The organism is Erythrobacter sp. NFXS35, from assembly GCF_040148725.1.
Classification (GTDB): domain Bacteria; phylum Pseudomonadota; class Alphaproteobacteria; order Sphingomonadales; family Sphingomonadaceae; genus Erythrobacter.
This window is the reverse complement of the sequence record NZ_JAGDEB010000003.1, coordinates 537,097-552,362: the sequence shown is the minus strand read 5'-3', so window position 1 is coordinate 552,362 and position 15,266 is coordinate 537,097. Positions and strand designations below refer to the sequence as shown.

Genomic DNA, 15,266 nt, shown 5'->3' with positions numbered 1-15,266 from the left:
GATTTGGCAAGCGGCGCGGACGTGTGGGCCAGCGCCTGACCTTCGCGACCTAATTCTTGCGGGCGACCGGCGGGTTGTCGCCGAGATCCTCGTACCATGCCTCGACCGGGCCGGTGAGCTTGATCGTCAGCGGCTGGCCCTTGCGATCGACCGCCTTGCCCGCCTGCACCCGCACCCAGCCTTCGGAGATCGAATACTCCTCGACATCGGTGCGCACCCGGTCCTTGAACCGGATACCGATACCGCGCTGGAGTTTCTCAGCGTCGAAGAACGGGCTCTTTGGGTTGACCGAGAGGTGATCGGGCGGGACATCCGGGCCGGTGTTCGCCGCGGGTGTGGTTTGGGAAGGTTGATCGCTCATCGCTGCGCCTTTAATCGCCAATCTCCCCGCCTTCAAGCGCCTTCAGGCGTGTTGCGCTTGCCCTTTTGGCTTGAGGGGGATAAGGGCGGCGACTGATACGCGCGGGTGGCCAACGCTTCCCGCGCGGCTTCGTTCGGGCATGCGGGCGTGGCGAAATTGGTAGACGCGCCAGATTTAGGTTCTGGTATCGCAAGATGTGGGGGTTCGAGTCCCTTCGCCCGCACCAAATTCGCCCCGGAATGCATTTGTCATGGATGGGGCCGTACCCACGAATTTTTTGGCAAGAAGGCTTCAGACCAGTCCCTATGCAAACCAAGCAGACCGTCAATGAAGGGCTCAAGCGCGCCTATCTGATCACGATTCCCGCCGCCGATCTCACCGCGAAGATCGACGCCGAGATCAAGAAGGTGGCACCGCAAGTGCGGATGCCCGGCTTTCGTCCGGGCAAGGTGCCCGCCAACCTCGTCAAGAAGATGCACGGCGAAGCCCTGCACGCGCAGGTGGTGAACGACACCATCAGCGAATCGGTCGACAAGCTGATGCGCGACGAAGCTTTGCGCCCCGCGATGCAGCCGCAGATCGCGCTGGGCGACGATTACCAGCAGGGCAAGGACGCCGAAATCACCGTCAGCCTGGAAGTGCTGCCCGTGATCGAAGCGCCGAGCATCGACGGGATCACGCTGGAAAAGCTGACCGTGCCGGTGACCGACGCGCAGATCGAGGAGGCGCTGGCCGGGATCGCCGGACAGAACAAGAGCTACAAGGACGCGGCCAAGACCAAGAAGGCGGCGGACGGCGATCAGCTGATCATCGATTTCGTCGGCAAGCTGGACGGGGTCGAGTTCGAAGGCGGCAAGGCCGAAGATGCGGCTCTGGTGCTGGGTTCGGGCACCTTCATTCCCGGTTTCGAAGAGCAGCTGGTGGGCGTGAAGACCGGTCAGGAAAAGACTATCACCGTCACCTTCCCGGCCGAATATCAGGCCGAACATCTGGCGGGCAAGGATGCCACCTTCGATATCACCGTGAAGGCGGTGAAGGTCGAAACCGAAACCCAGATCGACGAAGATTTCGCCAAGAGCCTCGGCCTCGACAGCCTCGAAAAGCTCAAGGACATCATGAAGGCGCAGCTGGAACAGCAGACCGCCGGCCTCACCCGCACGCAGATGAAGCGCGCGCTGCTCGATCAGTTGGCAGCCGGCCACAGCTTCGAAGTGCCCGGCACGATGGTCGAGGCGGAATTCGCCCAGATCTGGCAGCAGCTTCAGCAGGAAGCCGCGAATGACGAGGATCCTGCGGCTGCGCTGAAGCAGATCGAGGACGAGAAGGACGAATACAAGGCAATCGCCGAGCGCCGTGTGCGTCTGGGCCTGTTGCTGTCCGAAATCGGTCAGGCCAATGGCGTCGAGGTGAGCCAGCAGGAAATGTCCATGCTGATCCAGCAGGGTGCCCAGCAGTATCGCCCGGAAGATCGCCAGCGGTTCGTCGAATATATCCAGTCCGAGCCGATGGCCGCCGCCCAGCTGCGCGCGCCGCTATACGAAGACAAGGTCGTCGACTTCCTGTTCGACAAGGCGGAAGTGACGGAACGCGAAGTGACCGTCGAGGAGCTTCAGGCCGCGATCGAGGCGGAAGAAACCGCCGAACCCGCACCTGCGCCCAAGAAGGCTGCTGCCAAGAAGAAGGCTCCGGCGAAGAAGGCCGAACAAGCGGCTGCCGAAGACAAGCCTGCTGAAGAAAAGCCTGCTGCCAAAAAGGCCCCGGCGAAGAAGGCTTCCGCCAAGAAGTCGGAAGACGCAGCGGAAGCCAAGCCTGCGGCCAAGAAGGCCCCGGCCAAGAAGGCAGCTGCTGCCGAGCCTGCGGAAAAGCCCGCAGCCAAGAAAGCGCCTGCAAAGAAGGCCGCTGCCAAGAAGTAATCGCGCGAAAGGCGGAGCGTTTACCGCTCCGCCGGTCGCCATGCACGGAATGTGGGCGCGGGCAGTTTCGCTGTCCGCGCCCTTTCGTATGCGGCGCCCGCTTTCAGCACGCCGTGATCGTCCCACTTTGCGCCCATGACGCTGAGGCCGACCGGCAGCCCTTCGATCGCGCCCATCGGCACCGTCAGATGCGGATAGCCTGCGATCGCCGAGGGACTGCCGAAGCCGACCGAGCCGTTGAAGTTGTCGCCATTGACCAGATCGGTGGTCCATGTCGGGCCGCGCGTCGGGACCACCAGAAACTGCACGTTGTTGTCTGCCAGCAGCGTGTCGAGGGTTTCCGGCCCGGCAATCCGCAGCGCATTGGCGCGCGCGGTTTCGTAGGCTTCACGGTCGGTGGTGGTCTCGGCCAGTTCGAACAATTCCTGCCCGAACCAGCGCATTTCGGCATCGGCGTTGGCCGTGTTGAAAGCGATCAGATCGGCAAGGCTTCGCGGGGTCTGCTCTCCGGCGAAGGCGGGCAGGGCGGCGAGATATTTGTCCATCTCCTCGCGCAGTTCGAACATCAGCACGGTGAAGCTGTCTTCGTACATCTGCGCGTTCGGCTTGAAGTCGATGTCGACCAGCACTGCGCCCGCACGTTCGAGGTCGGCAAGCGCGGTTTCGAACACGCCCTTCAGGTCTTCGCGGTTGCCCACCTGTCCGCGCATCACCCCGATCCGGACGCCTTGCAGCGATGCGGTGTCGAGACCGGCGGTGTAATCGGCGACCCGCTCCGCCTTCAGCGTCACAGCGTCAGCCGTGTCTTCGCCCGCAATCGCAGTCAGCAGCAGGGCGGCATCATAGACCGTCCGTGTCATCGGCCCGGCGGTGTCCTGCGTGCTGGAAATCGGCACCACATGCGTGCGGCTGACAATCCCGACGCTGGGTTTGAATCCGACAATACCGTTGATGCTGGCAGGGCAGGTGATCGAGCCGTTGGTCTCGGTACCGATCGCCCCCCACGCGAAGCCTGCCGCCACCGCCGCGCCGCTGCCGGAGGATGATCCGCAGGTGTTACGATCGATCGCAAAGGGGTTTTTCGTTAGCCCGCCGACGGCGCTCCACCCGCTGCTCGAATTATCGGAGCGGATATTGGCCCATTCGGAAAGGTTGGTCTTGCCCAGCACCACGCCGCCGCCTGCGCGCAGATTGGCGATCAGCGGCGCATCGCGACCGGTCATGTTGTCTTTCAGCGCAAGGCTGCCGGCGGTGGTGGGGAATTCAGCCGTTTCAATATTGTCCTTCACCAGTACGGTGCGCCCCCGCAGTGGCCCGACGCCAGCCTGCTGGCGCGCCTTGACCGAAGCGGCGGGATCATAATCGATCACTGCATTCAGCCGCGGGCCGTTATCGTCGAGCGCCTGAATGCGCAGAATATATTCGTCGACCGCGCGCATTTCCGCCGACGCCTCACGATCGGGCGGGGTCTGGTCACTTTGAGCAAACGCCGCGACGGAGGAACCGGCAAGCAGCAACGGAAGCGCGCGGCGCGCGAAGATGAGCATGGTCATGGCGTGCAGGTTTGCCCGATCTGCGCCGTAACGCAAGTGCGATGCATGCTTTGCCGATTGTGACGCGGGGCTCGCGACGGGTGGCAATTCACAGCCGACAAGGTAAACGCTCTTGAAATTGTACACCCGCCTCCGACATAGCCATTTCGACACTGACGAAGGACACCCACCTCCCATGATCGACCTGCTCGGCAATTCCGGCGAAACCTACGGCACCCAGGGCCAGTTCACGCGCGACCCCTACACGGGCGCGCTGGTGCCGGTGGTGGTCGAACAGACCAGCCGTGGCGAACGCAGCTTTGACATTTTCAGCCGGTTGCTGCGCGAACGCATCGTGTTCGTCACCGGGCAGATCGAAGACGGCATGGCCAGCCTCGTGACAGCGCAGTTGCTGTTCCTCGAGAGCGAAAATCCATCCAAGCCGATCAGCATGTACATCAACTCGCCCGGCGGCGTGGTGACCGCCGGTCTCCAGATTTACGATACGATGCAGTATATCAAGCCGCGCGTGTCGACCGTGTGCATGGGGCAAGCCGCCAGCATGGGCAGTTTCCTGCTGGCCGCGGGCGAGCCGGGGATGCGGATTGCGCTGCCCAATGCGCGAATCATGGTGCACCAGCCTTCGGGCGGCGCGCGCGGGATGGCGTCGGATATCGAGATTCAGGCGCGCGAAATCCTGCGCATCCGCAGCCGCATGAACGATCTCTATGTGAAGTTCACCGGCCGCAGCCTCGAAGAAATCGAAAAGGCGATGGACCGCGACACCTTCCTTGAAGCCGAGGAGGCCAAGGCCTTCGGAATCGTCGACAAGGTCTTCGAAACCCGCCCGGAAAATGATGAGACCGGGGACGAGAGCGGGTCGGGCGGCGCGCCTGAGTAAGCTGCGCAACCTTGACCTGCCCCGAGCCGGGACAGCGACCGAAACGCCGCGGCTGTTCCGGCATTTCACCACTGCTGGCACCATGCCAGCGGCATTAAATCTTGCGCCATGTGTTGATTCATCTGGTGTCATAGATACATTTACCGAATCCGCAGGCGGCATCGCCATGCGCTCGCGTGCGGATTTGAGGACACAGGAATGACCAAATTGAGCGGATCCGACAGCAAGAGCACCCTCTATTGCAGCTTCTGCGGGAAGTCGCAGCACGAGGTGCGCAAGCTTATCGCAGGCCCCACCGTGTTCATCTGCGATGAATGCGTCGAGCTGTGCAACGACATCATCCGCGAGGAAACCAAGGCAGGGATCGCCGGCAAGAAAGAAGGCGAGATCCCGACGCCGATGGATATCTTCACCACCCTGAACGATTACGTGATCGGTCAGGATCGGGCCAAGCGCGTGCTCTCGGTCGCAGTGCACAACCATTACAAGCGGCTGAAGCATTCCAGCAAGTCGACCGACGTCGAGCTGGCCAAATCGAACATCCTGCTGGTCGGCCCGACCGGCTCGGGCAAGACGCTGCTGGCGCAGACGCTGGCGCGCACCTTCGATGTGCCTTTCACCATGGCCGACGCGACCACGCTGACCGAAGCGGGTTATGTGGGCGAGGATGTGGAGAACATCATCCTCAAGCTGCTGCAGGCGTCCGACTATAATGTTGAGAAAGCCCAGCACGGGATCGTCTATATCGATGAGATCGACAAGATCACCCGGAAGGCCGAAAACCCCTCGATCACCCGCGATGTTTCGGGCGAGGGCGTGCAGCAGGCGCTGCTCAAGCTGATGGAGGGCACCACGGCCTCGGTGCCGCCGCAAGGCGGGCGCAAGCATCCGCAGCAGGAATTCCTGCAGGTCGACACAACCAACATCCTGTTCATCTGCGGCGGCGCGTTTGCCGGGCTGGACAAGATCATCGGCGACCGTCTGCAGAAGCGCAGCATCGGCTTCGGCGCGCATGTCGCCGATCCGGACAAACGCCGCGTGGGCGAACTGCTGGAAAAGAGCGAGCCTGAGGATCTGCTCAAGTTCGGCCTGATTCCCGAATTCGTCGGCCGCCTGCCGGTGATCGCCACACTGCACGATCTCGATATCAGTGCGCTGGTGACGATCCTGAGCGAGCCGAAGAACGCGCTGGTCAAGCAGTACCGCAAGCTGTTCGAGCTGGAAGATGTCGAACTGACCTTCACCGACGATGCGCTCCAGGCGATTGCCGAGCGCGCGATCAAGCGCAAGACCGGCGCGCGCGGCCTGCGCTCGATCGTCGAAGGCCTGCTGCTCGACACGATGTTCGACCTGCCCGACATGGACGGCGTGACCGAGATCGTGATCGACAAGGAAGTGGTCGAGGGCAAGAAGGAACCGATCCGCGTGATCGGCGGCGAAGAGAAGAAGGAAGAAGCGGCGTAATTCGCTAGACGCTTCTTCAAGGTGCCTCCCCGTCCCGAAGGGATGGGGAGGTGGCAGCCCGACAGGGCTGACGGAGGGGTCAGACCAGCCCCTCGATAATACCCTTGCATAACGCCACAATTTGCTCCGCCACCACAGCCGGCTTTACCAGCACCTCGCGCGCTGGAATCCGTGTGATCGTGTTTCCCTGCGCGGTCAGAAATGCATCCCGCTCCCGATCCGCCTCGGGCCTTACGCCCATGTCGTGGGCGATCCCGTCAATCTCGATCCCGCATTTTGCTGCTGCGCAGTAGAGATCGATCACATGGCGACCTACCGGGTGCTGGCGGCGGAACTTGAGCCCGGAGCGTTTGGCGCGCAATTCGCGCCACAGCAGCCCTTCAGGCAATGTCGGCGCTTTGCGCAGAACGCGGGCGGCGGCGTAGTTGTGGCCCATGCTATTGGCACGGGGAGGGACTTAACGGATCGCTCGCAAATCAAAACCCCGCCCGGCCCATGGAGGAAGGCCGGACGGGGTCGGGAATAGCGCCGCCCCTCAGGGGGGAGGGGATGGGGAATCGGAGCGACGCTAAACGTTGGTCAATTTTTCCGATCAGGCGGGCAGGAACACGCCGTCGGTGACGTGGATCACGCCATTCGACGTCATGACGTCGGCCTTGACCACGGTCGTCTTGCCGCCCTTGGCATCGGTGATCACCACATTGCCGCCTTCGATCGCCGCGCTCAGCGTGCCGCCTGCGACAGTCGGGATCGTGGCCTTGCCGCCATTGTCGTTAATCAGCTTGATGAGGTCACCGGCGGTCACTTTGCCGGCCACTGCGTGATAGGTGAGGATCGCGGTCAGAGTGCCCTTGTTTTCCGGCTTCACCAGCGTTTCCACGGTGCCGGCGGGCAGCTTGGCGAAGGCGGCGTCGGTCGGCGCGAAGACGGTGAACGGGCCGGGGCTCGAAAGCGTGTCGACCAGACCAGCGGCCTGCACGGCAGCGACCAGCGTGTTGTGCATGCCGGTGCCGACAGCGGTTTGGACGATGTTGGCTTCGGCCTTCATTTCCTTGTGATGATCGGCCAGCGCCGGCGCGGCGATCATGCCGGTGGTGGCAGCGAGCGCAGCGGCGAAGATGGCGGTAAACTTGGTCTTGGGGGTCACAGTGGGGATCTCCTTATGGGGAATGTCTCGTCCGCAAGCCCCTCCCGCTTGCACCCGCAGCTACGGCGCTGCGGACGCGGCGGATGCGCGATAAATCGTCAGTCCGGATGAAGTGCCGCATTGCTGCGGCAAAGCGAGACCGCCTCAGACGCGGGTAAAGGCGCCTTCGGCCACCACTGGCCCGGCATCGATGCCTTCGGGCTTGCCGCCAATCGGTTCGCGGGTCAGCAACACGCGCGCGCCGTCATGCATCTGCACGGCGATATCCTGCGGCAAGGTCATGCTGCGCACTTCGCCCGGCGCGACCACGCCGAGCGACCTTGCCGCGCTGCCATCGTCGGGCACCAGCCACAATTCGTGGTCGTGCACGCCGTCGGCTGTCAGCCCGATCGCGGCCACCAGCATCCGTTCGCTTTCGGGAATATAGGTCACGTCGAGCCGCAGCCCGGTGTCGCCGATCGGTACGGTCGCGATCATCGGATCGGCGGCAGCAACCTGCGGAGGTGCTTCACCCGGAGCATTGCCGGGGGCGAAGGCGAGCAGCGCGAGCGCGACCGCCGCAGCCGCTGAACTGAGCCCGGCGATCCAGCGCCAGCGATGCAGCCGCGCCTTGAGTTCGATCACTTCGCCGCCGCGCGCCGATGGGTCCGCCACCGGCCCGCTGCCTGCTCCCTGCTGCGAGCCGACCCGCGCGGCGATGCCATCCCACACATGCGCGCCCGGTTCCGCCGCCCCGGCCATGTCGTCGGTCCAGGGGGCGAACCAGTTGTCCCACCATTCCTTGCGCCATGCAAAATCGGGATCGGTCGCATATTTGCCGTGCGCGGCGAGCAGCTCCTCGCCCTCCAGCAGGCCCAACGCCCACTCGGCGGCGATCATCGGATCGTCGCGCTTCACGTTGTTCGGCCCCGCGTTTTCGGGCATGGTTTCGTCGGCGCCGCTCATGCCTTCTCACTCGCTTCAAGGCAGGCGCGCAGGCGTTGCAGCCCGCGGCGGATCCAGCTTTTCATCGTGCCCAGCGGCACATCGGCCTGTTCGGCCAGTTGGGCATAGGTCTGCCCGTCGAAGAACGCTGCCCGGATGTGGGTCTGCGTACGCTTGTCCAGTCCGGCGATGCATTTGTGGATCTGTGCCGCCTGCTCCGCATCGACCAGCAGTGCGTCCGCCAGCGGGGATTCGTCGGGCAGGGGGGCGGCTTCCTCGATGCCGACCGATCCGCCGCGCACCTTGCCAGTGCGCAACCGGTCGATCGCGCGATTGCGGGCAAAGGTCGCCAACCACGAAATCGGGCTCGCCCGCGCGGGATCATAGCGGTCGGCCCGCTGCCAGAGATTGATGTAGACGTCTTGCAAGGCGTCCTCGGCTTCCTTCCTGTCGCCCAATATACGCAAGGTGATGCCGAACAGCTTCACCCGCGTCATGCGATAGATTTCTTCGAGCGCCGCCTGATCGCCCGCGGCGAGGCGCGCCATGGCATCGCGCAGGGCATCGCGCGCTTCGGCGCTGGCGGGGCGGGGGCGCGCGGCCATCAGCAACCCTGCTCGCACAGGCTCTCGCCGCTTTCGATCTGAAGCGTGGCGTGATCGACCCCGAACCGTTCCCGCAAAGCCGCGGCGACGTCCTGCAGGAAGCCGTCAGAGGCCGGGCGCTCGGGCATCACCAGATGCGCGGTGAGCGCGGTTTCGGTGGTCGACATCGGCCAGACGTGAAGATCGTGCACGGCGGCCACGCCGTCCAGCCCGGCAAGGTGGCGGCGTACATCGCCGAGGTCGATGCCTGCCGGGGCAGCGAGCATGCCCATGGCCACGCTATCGCGTGCCAGCCCCCAGGTGCTCCATGCGATCACCGCGACGATCACAAGGCTGACCGCCGCATCGATCCATGCGAGGCCCGTCAGCAGGATTGCCACGCCCGCCAGCACCACGCCGAGCGAAACCAGCGCATCGGCCACCATGTGGAGATAGGCTCCGCGGATATTGAGATCCTGTTGACCACGCACGAACAGCATGGCCGTCAACGCGTTGATCGCGATACCGATCCCGGCGACCACGATCATCGCCATGCCCTCCGGTTCGCGCGGCTCCATCAGGCGGTGGACAGTCTCAAACAAAATCGCCCCGATCGCGATGGCCAGCAGCAACGCATTGGCAAGCGCGGCGAGGATGGTGGAGCTTTTATAGCCGTAAGTGAACCGGCCCGAAGGCGGCCGGCGCGCGGCAATGGCGGCGATCCAGGCGAGCGCCAGGGCCAGCACGTCGGACAGGTTGTGCCCCGCATCGGCCACCAGCGCCATCGAGCCGTAGACAAAGCCCGCGCCCGCTTCGACCACGACAAATGCAAGATTGAGCGTGATGCCGATCGCGAAGGCGCGTCCGAAATCGGCCGGGACGTGGTGATGTGCATGGCTGTGCGCGTGATGGTGGGCGTGGCTGTGCGTGGGGCCGCCGCCCGCCCGAGAATGGTCATTATCGTGATCGTGCGCGTGGGCCATGCTGGGTCTAGTTGTAGACGCAGGAATCGAGGCCGTCACGCCTGACGATGCCGATCCGGCGTTCGATGCTGTTGCCGTGGCGCGCCAGCCACCCGCCGGGGTTTGTCACCGCGCGCTTCTTGGGGCTGGGCAGGGCGGCGGCCATGCGGCTGGCCTCATCCGGGGTCATGCGTGCTGCGGAATGATCGAAATAGCGCTGCGCTCCGGCTTCTGCGCCATAGGTGCCGATGCCGGTCTCGGCGACATTGAGGTAAACCTCCATGATCCGCCGCTTGCTCCACAGCGCTTCGATCCAGAAGGTGAACCAAGCCTCCAGCCCTTTGCGGAACCAGCCGCCGCCCTGCCACAGGAACACGTTCTTGGCGGTCTGCTGGCTGATGGTCGATCCGCCGCGCTGGCGCGTCCCTGCCAGCCGTTCCTCCAGTGCCTGCTCGATCGCTTCGGCGTCGAAGCCGAAATGCTCGCAAAACCGCGAATCCTCCGCCGCGATCACCGCCGACACCATATTGCGGTCGATATTGTCGAGGCTCTCCCAGTCCTTGGTGATGCCGTTTTCGTCCATCACCATGGTCGCGGTGACGGGCACGGGCAGCCACTTGAAAGCGACCACCAGCACCACGGTGATGCCGACGAACCACAGGATGATCTTGCCGACAATGCGGGCGATGCGAAGGGCCATGCGCGCAGCCTTAGCGAACTCGTCGGCGGCGGGGAAGCATCGCCGCTTGCACGGCAGGCAGCGGCAGGGCTACCTGACTGCAAAGCAACGAGGGGAGACTATCTGATGCGCCTGTTCCATGCCGCTGCCGCCAGTGCGGTCGTGCTGGCCGCCGCCATGTCCGCAAGCCCGGCCTGGGCCGAAGATGCAGGGACGGTGCGTGCGGTCGAGGCGGATTACGACAGCTATCTTGCGCCGCTGTTCACCCATTTCCACCAGAACCCGGAACTCTCCTTCCTCGAAAACGCCACCGCGGCGCGCATGGCCACCGAACTGCGCGCCGCCGGGTTGGAGGTGACCACAGGCGTCGGCGGCACCGGCGTGGTCGGGTTAATGAAGAACGGCGATGGCCCGCTGATTCTGCTGCGCGCCGACATGGACGGGCTGCCGGTGCAGGAGAAATCGGGGCTCGAATATGCGTCCAAGGCATTGCAGATCGGCGAAGACGGCAAGGAATATCCGGTGATGCACGCCTGCGGACACGATGTGCACATAACCTCGATGATCGGCACGGCGCGGCGGCTGATGGCGATGAAGGACCAATGGCGCGGCACCTTGATGTTCGTCGTCCAGCCTGCCGAAGAACGTGTCGGCGGGGCCAAGGCGATGCTAGCGGACGGGCTGTACGATCGGTTCGGCAAGCCCGATTATGCGCTGGCCTTCCATGTCTCCTCGCAATTGCCCACGGGCAAGGTCTCCGCGGCCGAGGGTATCCAGTATTCCAGCTCCGATTCGGTCGATATCACCGTACCGGGCGTCGGCGCGCATGGCGCCAGCCCGCACATGGGCCGCGATCCGGTCTACATCGCCTCGCAGATCGTGACGGCCCTGCAGAGCATCGTCAGCCGCGAGGTCATGCCGCTGTCGCCCGCCGTCATTACCGTGGGATCGTTTCATGCAGGGTCGAAGCACAACATCATTTCCGACCGCGCCGACCTGCAAGTGACGGTGCGATCGAACGACGAAGCCGTGCGAGCGCAACTGCTGCAGGCGATCGAGCGGATCGCGGTCAATACCGGCAAGGCGCATGGCCTGCCCGACGATCTGCCGGTCGAGGTGAAGGTGGTGGAAGGCACCCCCGTGACCTATAACGACCCCGGCCTCGCCCGGCGGCTCAACGGCGTGATGATGCGCAATCTGGGCGAATACGCCTTCATTCCGTTCGAACAGCAGGGCATGGGCGCGGAAGATTTCGCCTATTTCGTCGCGGATGAACTCGGCGTGCCGGGATATTACTTCGCGGTCGGCGGCACCCCGCAGGCAGCCTTCGACGCGGCGGAGAACGGCGGCCCTGCGGTGCCGAGCCACCATTCCCCGCTATTCAAGATCTCGCCGAAGGAGAGCGTCACGCTTGGCACGCGGGCGATGGTGGCGGCGGTGCTCGATCTGGCGGGGCCGAAGTAGGCGGACAGCAAAAAGCCCTTCCCGACCGGATCGGGAAGGGCTTTTTAGTTCCATATCGGTAGCCAATCACCGGATCGCCGAAGGCGGACCGTAAGGCCGGAGTCGAAGCCAAAGGCGCAGACGTGCAAAGCACACCCGCAAGGCCGCCGCGCCTAATGGCGCGTAAGCCTAAGGGGCCGGATGGCCCCGCCGGCGCCTGAGGCAAAACAAATTACGCCATCCCCGGCAGCAGCCGCTCGCCCGCGATCCGCTGCATTGCCTTCTGCAGCTTTTCGAATGCGCGCACTTCGATCTGGCGGATGCGTTCGCGGCTGACTTCGTAGACCTGCGACAGTTCTTCCAATGTCTGCGGCTTGTCGGTCAGGCGGCGTTCGGTGAGGATGTGGCGTTCACGCTCGTTCAGGCTGTCCATCGCTTCGGTCAGCATCTGGTGGCGCATCTGCGATTCCTCGGCGTCGGCGACCGTTTCGTCCTGCAGCGGGCGATCATCGGTCAGCCAGTCCTGCCATTCGCCCGAGCCTTCCTCGCCGCCGCGCATCGGCGTGTTGAGCGAGCCGTCGCCGCCCATCATCATCCGCCGGTTCATGTTGACGACTTCCTGCTCCGGCACGCCGAGATCGGTCGCGATCTTGGTCACGTCGGCGGGGCTGAGATCGGTGTCCTCGTAAGCTTCGAGCTGCTTTTTCATCCGGCGCAGGTTGAAGAACAGCTTCTTCTGCGCCGCGGTGGTGCCCATCTTCACAAGGCTCCACGACCGCAGGATGAACTCCTGGATCGACGCCTTGATCCACCACATCGCGTAGGTCGCCAGGCGGAAGCCGCGATCGGGCTCGAACTTCTTGACGCCCTGCATCAGGCCGACATTGCCTTCTGAAATGAGATCGGAGACCGGCAGGCCATAGCCGCGGTATCCCATCGCGATCTTCGCGACGAGCCGCAGGTGGCTGGTCACCAGTTGAGCAGCAGCTTCGGAATCCTCATGTTCCTGATACCGCTTGGCGAGCATGTATTCCTGCTCGGCGGTAAGGACCGGGAACTTTCTGATCTCCGACAGATAGCGATTGAGGCTCTGCTCACCGCTGAGGGCCGGGACCGAAGGGGTTTTTGCTTTGGGCACTTGTTTCCTAACCTTTCTGGTGTCGACCGCTTGCGCCGGACCCCTGATGGGCATCCGGCGAACTGGGCCACGTGGTTACATATACGCGAAAACCGGGCCGCTGTATGCGCATTTCATCGATAAGAACGTCCAAGTTGGTCGATGAGTTCCGCCATGTCAGGGGGCAGATCGGCCGCGAATCGGAGCGTTTCGCCGCTTTTCGGGTGAACGAATCCCAATTCCGCAGCGTGAAGCGCCTGACGTGCAAAGCCGAGGCTTTCGAGCAGCGGGCGGAGCGATTTGGGGGTGCGTCCATAGACAGGGTCTCCCAATAGCGCGTGACCGATTGACGCAAAGTGAACGCGGACCTGATGGGTTCGCCCGGTTTCCAGCCGGCATTCGATCAGCGCGGCCTCATCCAGCCGTTCGATCAATTTGTAGTGCGTGATCGCGGTTTTCCCGCGTGAGGAATTGTTGGGGAGCACCGTCATTTTCTTTCGGTCGTGGTCCGACCGGCCGACGCGCGCGTCGATCGTGCCTGCAGCGGGCGAAGGATGTCCGGCGCATACCGCGAGATAGCGGCGGTGCACTGTGTGTGCGGCAAACTGCACGGCAAGGCCTTCGTGAGCGGCATCGGATTTGGCGACCACCAGCAGGCCGGACGTGTCCTTGTCGATCCGATGGACGATGCCGGGCCGTGCGACGCCGTTGATCCCCGACAATCGCCCCCGGCAGTGGTGCAGCAGGGCGTTGACCAGAGTTCCGGTGACGTTGCCCACCGCCGGGTGGACTACCATGCCCGCCGGTTTGTCGATCACGATCAGGTGCTGATCTTCATAAGCGACGGTCAGCGGAATGTCTTCGGGCGCAGCCTCGGCCGGCATCGCGGCGGAGACGATGATGCGAAACGGCGTGCCGGCTGCTACCTTCATCGAAGCCGCCGTGGCAGTCTTGCCCGCGACATCGACCCGCCCCTGATCGATCAAGCCCTGCACCCTTGAGCGGGTAAAGCCCGTCGCCTCGGCCAGCGCCTTGTCGATGCGGGCGGAAGATGTAATGATTCCGACAAGGTTTTGAATTGCTTTTCTCACTTCTGGCGGAGATACGGCTTGGACAGGCACGAGTATTGCGGCATCAATATCCGAAGAGCTTACGAACGCGACATCCGCTGCGATATCGATGATCCGCGCTACACGAAAAATGCTCTGAAAAAGGAGTTCAAGGCTGAGGTTCCGGTGGAGAACGGGGTCAAGCAATATCACAAAATTCCGCCAATGTGGCCCCAGGGAATGATCTGGCGTGATGCGAACGGACGCCAGATCCCTGATGTGATAAACCAGTATTACACGTCCTATTCCGCGAGGTTGAGGGACATTGTCGAGCAATTCCAGCCTGGCGTGCTTGGCTGGATACCGGTCACTTATACCTACAGCCGGGGCAAGCGCACCGAAGTACGTTTCTTTGTCGATAATCGCTCGGTTCCGCGCATCGATCTGATCGACCCGGTCGCCTCCAACATGGTATGGTTCGAGGATGTTCGCTCGATGCTGCCGGCACGCGACATGGCGCGGCGCGGCCGACCCCTGCCGCCGCATGCTGATCCGGCGCAGCCTTCGGTCCTCCATTTCCGCGACGACGCCGCTGTGCCCTACCACATGTTCGGGGTGAACGGGCTCAGTTTTGGGGCCGACTGGGTCTCACCGGAATTGCGCGATGCCTTCGTGGCGGCAGGCCTGTTTGGCGTCGAATTCTCGCCGGTACCTTTCGGCAAGCCCGCAAGCGAAGCCCCGTCGGGGGCGCTGCGACCTTGCTGATGGCGTTGAGGTTGCCGTGATCGCGGTGCTGCGGTCAGCAATCGAAACCGTGCGCGCTGCCGCCGCCGCGGCGCACCCGCGCGAGGCCTGCGGCATTCTGCTGGGCGAGGACGGGCGCATAACCGAGGCCCGCGAAACCCGCAACATCCACCCCTCGCCGCACACCCATTTCGAAATCGATCCGCAGGCCCTGATCGACGCGCACCGGGCCGCGCGCGCAGGCGGGCCGCAGGTGATCGGCTATTTCCATTCGCATCCCACCGGCGAACCCGTTCCCAGCAGCACGGATCGCGCTATGGCCGCAGGCGATGGGCGGGTGTGGGCGATCATCGCTGCGGACGAGGTGAGGTTCTGGCGTGACGGGGGTGGTTACGCAGGCGAAGGCTTTGCAGCGCTTTCCTACCTGGTGATCTGACCGTAGATTG

The 15,266-nt window shown here is 63.7% G+C and carries 16 protein-coding genes and 1 tRNA gene; 7 read left to right on the top strand and 10 right to left on the bottom strand.

Annotation, left to right across the window (positions count from 1 at the left end):
* Positions 1–49 precede the first annotated feature (49 nt).
* Positions 50–361 (bottom strand): DUF3297 family protein, encoded by a 312-nt coding sequence (locus J3454_RS14155; protein ID WP_349514404.1) that lies wholly within the window; start codon positions 359–361, stop codon positions 50–52.
* A gap of 141 nt (positions 362–502) precedes the next feature.
* On the opposite strand from J3454_RS14155, the gene J3454_RS14150 reads away from it, so the two are divergent.
* Positions 503–587 (top strand) — tRNA-Leu (locus tag J3454_RS14150).
* A 79-nt stretch (positions 588–666) separates the two neighbouring features.
* A complete protein-coding gene (tig, locus tag J3454_RS14145) occupies positions 667–2,274 on the top strand; it encodes a trigger factor (protein WP_349514403.1) in 1,608 nt (535 codons plus the stop codon).
* A gap of 20 nt (positions 2,275–2,294) precedes the next feature.
* On the opposite strand, the gene J3454_RS14140 is transcribed toward tig, so the two are convergent.
* Positions 2,295–3,821, bottom strand: a complete 1,527-nt coding sequence (locus J3454_RS14140; RefSeq protein ID WP_502878614.1) for an amidase — start codon at positions 3,819–3,821, stop codon at positions 2,295–2,297.
* A 181-nt stretch (positions 3,822–4,002) separates the two neighbouring features.
* Between J3454_RS14140 and J3454_RS14135 the strand changes: the two genes are divergently transcribed.
* Positions 4,003–4,707: an ATP-dependent Clp protease proteolytic subunit gene (locus J3454_RS14135; RefSeq protein ID WP_349514401.1), complete on the top strand. Its 705-nt coding sequence runs from the start codon at positions 4,003–4,005 to the stop codon at positions 4,705–4,707.
* Positions 4,708–4,905: 198 nt separating this feature from the next.
* The gene (gene clpX, locus J3454_RS14130) at positions 4,906–6,171 is read left to right on the top strand and encodes an ATP-dependent Clp protease ATP-binding subunit ClpX (RefSeq protein ID WP_349514400.1); all 1,266 of its coding nucleotides are present in this window, start codon (positions 4,906–4,908) and stop codon (positions 6,169–6,171) included.
* 79 nt (positions 6,172–6,250) lie between these two features.
* On the opposite strand, the gene J3454_RS14125 is transcribed toward clpX, so the two are convergent.
* From J3454_RS14125 to mtgA, 6 genes are all read right to left on the bottom strand, one after another.
* Positions 6,251–6,607 (bottom strand): endonuclease domain-containing protein, encoded by a 357-nt coding sequence (locus tag J3454_RS14125; RefSeq protein ID WP_349514399.1) that lies wholly within the window; start codon positions 6,605–6,607, stop codon positions 6,251–6,253.
* 156 nt (positions 6,608–6,763) lie between these two features.
* Positions 6,764–7,318, bottom strand: a complete 555-nt coding sequence (locus J3454_RS14120) for a fasciclin domain-containing protein (protein ID WP_502878604.1) — start codon at positions 7,316–7,318, stop codon at positions 6,764–6,766.
* A gap of 144 nt (positions 7,319–7,462) precedes the next feature.
* Positions 7,463–8,263, bottom strand: coding sequence for an anti-sigma factor (locus J3454_RS14115; protein WP_349514398.1), 801 nt, complete (start codon positions 8,261–8,263; stop codon positions 7,463–7,465).
* Complete coding sequence (locus J3454_RS14110) at positions 8,260–8,847, bottom strand: sigma-70 family RNA polymerase sigma factor (RefSeq protein WP_349514397.1); 588 nt, start codon at positions 8,845–8,847, stop codon at positions 8,260–8,262. The genes J3454_RS14115 and J3454_RS14110 overlap by 4 nt, the downstream gene beginning before the upstream one ends.
* Complete coding sequence (locus J3454_RS14105; protein ID WP_349514396.1) at positions 8,847–9,809, bottom strand: cation diffusion facilitator family transporter; 963 nt, start codon at positions 9,807–9,809, stop codon at positions 8,847–8,849. The genes J3454_RS14110 and J3454_RS14105 overlap by 1 nt, the downstream gene beginning before the upstream one ends.
* Before the next feature lie 7 nt (positions 9,810–9,816).
* Positions 9,817–10,488, bottom strand: a complete 672-nt coding sequence (gene mtgA, locus J3454_RS14100) for a monofunctional biosynthetic peptidoglycan transglycosylase (RefSeq protein WP_349514395.1) — start codon at positions 10,486–10,488, stop codon at positions 9,817–9,819.
* A gap of 105 nt (positions 10,489–10,593) precedes the next feature.
* Here mtgA and J3454_RS14095 point away from each other — a divergent pair, with 105 nt between their 5' ends.
* Positions 10,594–11,931 (top strand): amidohydrolase, encoded by a 1,338-nt coding sequence (locus J3454_RS14095; protein WP_349514394.1) that lies wholly within the window; start codon positions 10,594–10,596, stop codon positions 11,929–11,931.
* 211 nt (positions 11,932–12,142) lie between these two features.
* On the opposite strand, the gene rpoH is transcribed toward J3454_RS14095, so the two are convergent.
* Positions 12,143–13,048 (bottom strand): RNA polymerase sigma factor RpoH, encoded by a 906-nt coding sequence (gene rpoH, locus J3454_RS14090; RefSeq protein ID WP_349514393.1) that lies wholly within the window; start codon positions 13,046–13,048, stop codon positions 12,143–12,145.
* 113 nt (positions 13,049–13,161) lie between these two features.
* Positions 13,162–14,118, bottom strand: coding sequence for an RluA family pseudouridine synthase (locus J3454_RS14085; protein WP_349514392.1), 957 nt, complete (start codon positions 14,116–14,118; stop codon positions 13,162–13,164).
* Here J3454_RS14085 and J3454_RS14080 point away from each other — a divergent pair.
* Positions 14,101–14,841, top strand: a complete 741-nt coding sequence (locus J3454_RS14080) for an imm11 family protein (RefSeq protein WP_349514391.1) — start codon at positions 14,101–14,103, stop codon at positions 14,839–14,841. The two genes, J3454_RS14085 and J3454_RS14080, sit on opposite strands and share 18 nt — an antisense overlap.
* A gap of 16 nt (positions 14,842–14,857) precedes the next feature.
* On the top strand, positions 14,858–15,256 hold the full coding sequence (locus tag J3454_RS14075; protein ID WP_349514390.1) for a M67 family metallopeptidase: 399 nt from the start codon (positions 14,858–14,860) through the stop codon (positions 15,254–15,256).
* Positions 15,257–15,266: the final 10 nt, after the last annotated feature.

Bases quoted from the DNA above. Each gene is read 5' to 3' on its own strand.
- J3454_RS14155 (WP_349514404.1), bottom strand. From the start codon at position 361: ATGAGCGATCAACCTTCCCAAACCACACCCGCGGCGAACACCGGCCCG.
- tig (WP_349514403.1), top strand. From the start codon at position 667: ATGCAAACCAAGCAGACCGTCAATGAAGGGCTCAAGCGCGCCTATCTG.
- J3454_RS14140 (WP_502878614.1), bottom strand. From the start codon at position 3,821: ATGCTCATCTTCGCGCGCCGCGCGCTTCCGTTGCTGCTTGCCGGTTCC.
- J3454_RS14135 (WP_349514401.1), top strand. From the start codon at position 4,003: ATGATCGACCTGCTCGGCAATTCCGGCGAAACCTACGGCACCCAGGGC.
- clpX (WP_349514400.1), top strand. From the start codon at position 4,906: ATGACCAAATTGAGCGGATCCGACAGCAAGAGCACCCTCTATTGCAGC.
- J3454_RS14125 (WP_349514399.1), bottom strand. From the start codon at position 6,607: ATGGGCCACAACTACGCCGCCGCCCGCGTTCTGCGCAAAGCGCCGACA.
- J3454_RS14115 (WP_349514398.1), bottom strand. From the start codon at position 8,263: ATGAGCGGCGCCGACGAAACCATGCCCGAAAACGCGGGGCCGAACAAC.
- J3454_RS14110 (WP_349514397.1), bottom strand. From the start codon at position 8,847: ATGGCCGCGCGCCCCCGCCCCGCCAGCGCCGAAGCGCGCGATGCCCTG.
- J3454_RS14105 (WP_349514396.1), bottom strand. From the start codon at position 9,809: ATGGCCCACGCGCACGATCACGATAATGACCATTCTCGGGCGGGCGGC.
- mtgA (WP_349514395.1), bottom strand. From the start codon at position 10,488: ATGGCCCTTCGCATCGCCCGCATTGTCGGCAAGATCATCCTGTGGTTC.
- J3454_RS14095 (WP_349514394.1), top strand. From the start codon at position 10,594: ATGCGCCTGTTCCATGCCGCTGCCGCCAGTGCGGTCGTGCTGGCCGCC.